Raw genomic sequence first — 4,249 nt, 5'->3', positions numbered from 1 at the left:
GAAATCGATCCCGTTCAAGGGCCGTGCGGTAGAGAGTGCCGCCAGTGAGGCGTGAAGTGCGGCCTCGCCGTCCTCGCGGACGCCGTGGCAACTCGAAGAACTCTACACGAGCCCGTAGACACCATCAAACCCGTGGCGCAAGGGGGTTTCGGCGGCGTACCGTCGATGGCATGACTCAGCATGCGTGCAGCTGCACCCAGCAGTGGTGGGCCGCCTGACCGGCGGCCCGATCTGCGCATGCAACCTACGGCCGCCGCCTCGGCGGCCTTTTTGCTGTCCGTGGCGGTGGCCCCTCTTCACAGAGAGGCACAACCCGATGACACGGATCTTCAGCGGCATCAAGCCCACCGGCCACCTCACCCTGGGCAACTACCTCGGAGCCGTCCGCCAGTGGGTGGAAGTGGACCAGCACAAGGCCGACTCCCTGTTCTGTGTCGTGGATCTGCACGCCCTGACCGTGGACCACGACCCGGCGCGGGTACGAAGGCTCAGTAGGCAGGCGGCGACGCTCCTGCTCGCCGCGGGCCTGGAGCCGGCCCGGTGCACCGTGTTCGTACAGAGTCATGTGGACGAGCACACCCGGCTCTCCTATCTCCTGGAGTGCACGGCGGCCGACGGCGAGATGCGGCGCATGATCCAGTACAAGGAGAAATCCGCGCGCGAGCGCGCGGCCGGCGGGAGCGTGCGGCTCTCACTGCTGACCTATCCGGTGCTGATGGCGGCAGACATCCTGGCGTATTCGGCGGACGAGGTGCCCGTCGGTGACGACCAGGCGCAGCACGTGGAGCTGACCCGGGACCTGGCGGTGCGGTTCAACCAGCGCTACGGGCACACGTTCACGGTGCCGAAGGCCGTGCTCCCCGCGGTGGCGGCTCGCGTGATGGATCTCCAGGACCCGGGCTCGAAAATGGGAAAGTCGCACGCGGAGACGGCCGGCATCGTCTATCTGCTCGACGAGGCCGACGTCGTGCGCCGGAAAATCATGCGGGCGGTGACCGACAGCGGCACCGATGTCGTATACGACCGTGAGGAGCGGCCCGGCCTCGCGAATCTCCTGGAGATTCTCGCCTCGTGCACCGGTCGGAATCCCGAGCGGCTCGCCGAGGAGTACGACTCCTACGGCGCGCTGAAGCGCGACACCGCCGACGCCGTCCTCGAACTGCTGCGGCCGGTACGGGAGCGGCACGCCGAACTGTGCGCCGATCCGGGTTATGTGGACGCGGTACTGAGGGAAGGGGCAGGGCGGGCCCGGAAACTGGCCCGCCCGACCGTCGACGCCGCATACGCGGCGATCGGCCTCATGCCGCCCGCCTGAACCGCGCGCAAGCGCGAAAAACGCGAAATCACGAGGGCACGACGGCGGGAAGACCGGGCAGGCCCCGGTCATCAACGCCTCATGCCTGCCCGGAGGCCAATTCGCGGCTGCGGTCGCGGGCCGCTTCGAGTGCGGCGATCAGTGCGGCCCGTACGCCGTGGCGCTCCAGCTCACGGATCGCGCTGATCGTCGTCCCCGCGGGTGAGGTGACCGCCTCGCGGAGCTTGACCGGGTGCTCGCCGCTGTCGCGCAGCATGACGGCCGCGCCGATGGCCGCCTGGACGATGAGGTCGTGGGCCTTGTCCCGGGGCAGACCCAGCAGGATGCCGGCGTCGGTCATCGCCTCGACGAGGAAGTAGAAGTACGCCGGACCGGAGCCGGAAAGGGCGGTCGCCGCGTCCTGCTGGGACTCGGGGACGCGCAGCGTCTTGCCGACCGGCTTGAAGATCGCCTCCGTACGGAGGAGGTGCTCCTCGGCAGCGTGGGTGCCGGCGGAGATCACGGACATGCCCTCGTCCACGAGGACGGGGGTGTTCGGCATGACGCGCACGACCGGGATGCCGTGCGGGAGCCTCTCCTCGAAGAAGGCCGTGGGAATGCCGGCCGCCGCGCTGATGACCAGGCGATCGGCGGGCAGATGGGGGGCCAGCTCGTCGAGGAGCGCGGACATGTCCTGCGGCTTCACGGCGAGGATGAGGGTGTCGGCGGCCTTCGCAGCCTCGATGTTGGTCACCGTGTCGACGCCGTAGCGGGCGCGCAGGGCCTCGGCGCGCTCGGGGCGACGGGCGGTGACCAGCAGATCGGCGGTCGACCAGCCGGCGCGGATCATCCCGCTGAGAAGTGCCTCGCCGATCTTTCCTGTGCCGAGGACGGCGACTTTCTGGGCCACGGGGCTCGCTCACCTCTTCGCTGCGCTGGACTTCAGGGGGCGTGCCCGGCCATCTTCGCACCCGGCGCACGCACCACGCTCCGACGCATAACGAACGTAAGACCACTCAGGCGCACGCCGGAGTGAATCAAGCAGCCGATTCGGGGCGAGCGACTCCACGTTTACATCGTGGTAACACGCCAACACGCCATCGACCGTGGTCACTTGGACAGAATGACCGCGGGTGTCCACGGCACGCTCCGTCACCCTCTACGGTCCGGCTCGCCCCCACTCGACCTCTTCCGCTGCCCGTACTTCCACCTGACAGGCAACGATCCGCATCGCTGTGCGCACCGCTGCGCACTGGAGGCAACCCCATGGAGAAAATACCCTTCCGCCGTGCCCGGAATGTGCTCTCTCGGGCCAAGGTCCGGTCAAGCAATTCCCATGCCCTTCCCCAGCCGGCCCCCCGGCCGGAGCCATCGGGTCGCAAGCCCGATCTGCAGTCCCTGCGGGCCGACTTCGCCGCTTCGCTCGTCGTGTTCCTCGTCGCCGTGCCGCTGTCCGTGGGCATCGCCGTGGCCTCGGGGGTCCCGGTCGAGCTGGGCCTCGTCACCGGTGTCGTCGGCGGCCTGCTCACCGGGCTGCTGCCGGGCAGCAGCCTTCAGGTCAGCGGACCGGCCGCGGGGCTGACCGTGCTCGTCTACGAGGCCGTGCGGGAGTACGGACTCGGCTCGCTCGGTGTGCTGGTCCTCGCCGCCGGGCTGCTCCAGGTCGCCATGGGGCTGTTGCGCCTCGGCCGGTGGTTCCGGGCGATCTCGGTAGCGGTGGTGCAGGGGATGTTGGCGGGCATCGGAGTGGTCCTCATCGCCGGTCAGCTCTACGCACTCGCCGATGCCCACCCACCCGGCGGCGGCCTGGCGAACCTGGGCGGGCTGCCGGACCTGGCCGTCGCCACCCTGCTTTCGGAGGAAGCGCAGTCCGCGGTCGCGATCGGCGTCGGTACGACGGCGGTCCTGGTCCTCTGGCCGCGGTGGCGGCGGGCCGCGCGGCTGGTGCCCGCGCCGCTGGCCGCGGTCGCGCTGGCGACGACAGTCGTGGCAGTGCTGTCGATGCCGGTGCATCGCGTGGAGGTGAGCGGACTGCTCGAGGCGGTGCGGCCGCCGGACGCCGGGGACTTCGCGATGTTCGGCGAGATCGCGGTGCTGGGCACGGTGTTGGCGTTCGCGCTGATCGCGTCGGCGGAGTCGCTGTTCAGCGCGGCCGCCGTCGACCGACTGCACGACGGCCCGCGCACGCACTTCGACAAGGAGCTCATCGCCCAGGGCGCGGGCAACACCGTGTGCGGAATGCTCGGCGCCCTGCCGTTGACGGCCGTGATCGTACGCAGCGCCGCCAATGTACGGGCCGGCGCCCGGACGAAAGCCGCGCGGGTCCTGCACGGGCTATGGCTGCTGATCTTCGCCGCGTTCCTCCCCTGGGCCCTGGGCGTCATCCCCGTGGCGGCCCTGGCGGGGGTGCTGATTCACGCAGGCTGGAAGCTGATTCCCGTACGGGACGTGATCCGGCTGTGGGCGGAACACCGCGGCGAAGCGGTGGTGCTGGTGGTGACCACGGGGTCGATCGTGGCCACGAACCTGTTCGAGGGCGTGCTCATCGGGCTGCTCATGGCGGTCGCGAAAGCGGCCTGGGAGTCCTCGCACGTGCACGTGGAGACGGTGGGCACGGCCGACGGTGTCGTACGAGCACGCGTGCTCGGCAACGCGAACTTCCTGCGTCTGCCGAAGCTGCTGGACGAGTTGGAGGCGCTGCCCCGACCGGGCCACGGCGTCGAGTTGGATCTGAGCGGGCTGCGACACATGGACCACGCGTGCCGGGCGGCTCTCACCGCCTGGGCGGAACGTCACGCCGAACCGCAGGACGCGCTCACGGCAGGTCCGCCGGTCGCGCCATGAGGGTCTGACGCGCGCTCCTATCGAATAGCGGCACAACGCAGAAATGCCTCAGGCCCCGAGCATAAGCTCGGGGCCTGAGGCTAAAAATTGTTCGGCGGCGTCCTACTCTCC

General features: G+C 69.7%; 3 protein-coding genes. 2 read left to right on the top strand and 1 reads right to left on the bottom strand.

From position 1 onward, the window contains the following. Positions 1-316 precede the first annotated feature (316 nt). Entirely contained in the window at positions 317-1,315 is a 999-nt protein-coding gene (trpS, locus tag ACZ303_RS31765) for a tryptophan--tRNA ligase (RefSeq protein WP_467343940.1), read from the top strand. Between the two features lie 79 nt (positions 1,316-1,394). On the opposite strand, the gene proC is transcribed toward trpS, so the two are convergent. Next, positions 1,395-2,204 carry a pyrroline-5-carboxylate reductase gene (gene proC / locus ACZ303_RS31760; RefSeq protein ID WP_467343939.1) on the bottom strand — a complete coding sequence of 270 codons (810 nt, stop codon included), beginning with the start codon at positions 2,202-2,204 and terminating at the stop codon, positions 1,395-1,397. Between the two features lie 356 nt (positions 2,205-2,560). On the opposite strand from proC, the gene ACZ303_RS31755 reads away from it, so the two are divergent. Further along, positions 2,561-4,138, top strand: coding sequence for a SulP family inorganic anion transporter (locus ACZ303_RS31755; RefSeq protein ID WP_467343938.1), 1,578 nt, complete (start codon positions 2,561-2,563; stop codon positions 4,136-4,138). Positions 4,139-4,249: the final 111 nt, after the last annotated feature.

It is taken from the genome of Streptomyces sp. NPDC023527 (genome assembly GCF_055560115.1).
Note: the sequence above shows the minus strand (reverse complement) of the source record. Positions and strands in the feature narration are given on the sequence as shown.

Bases quoted from the DNA above. Each gene is read 5' to 3' on its own strand.
- trpS (WP_467343940.1), top strand. From the start codon at position 317: ATGACACGGATCTTCAGCGGCATCAAGCCCACCGGCCACCTCACCCTG.
- ACZ303_RS31755 (WP_467343938.1), top strand. From the start codon at position 2,561: ATGGAGAAAATACCCTTCCGCCGTGCCCGGAATGTGCTCTCTCGGGCC.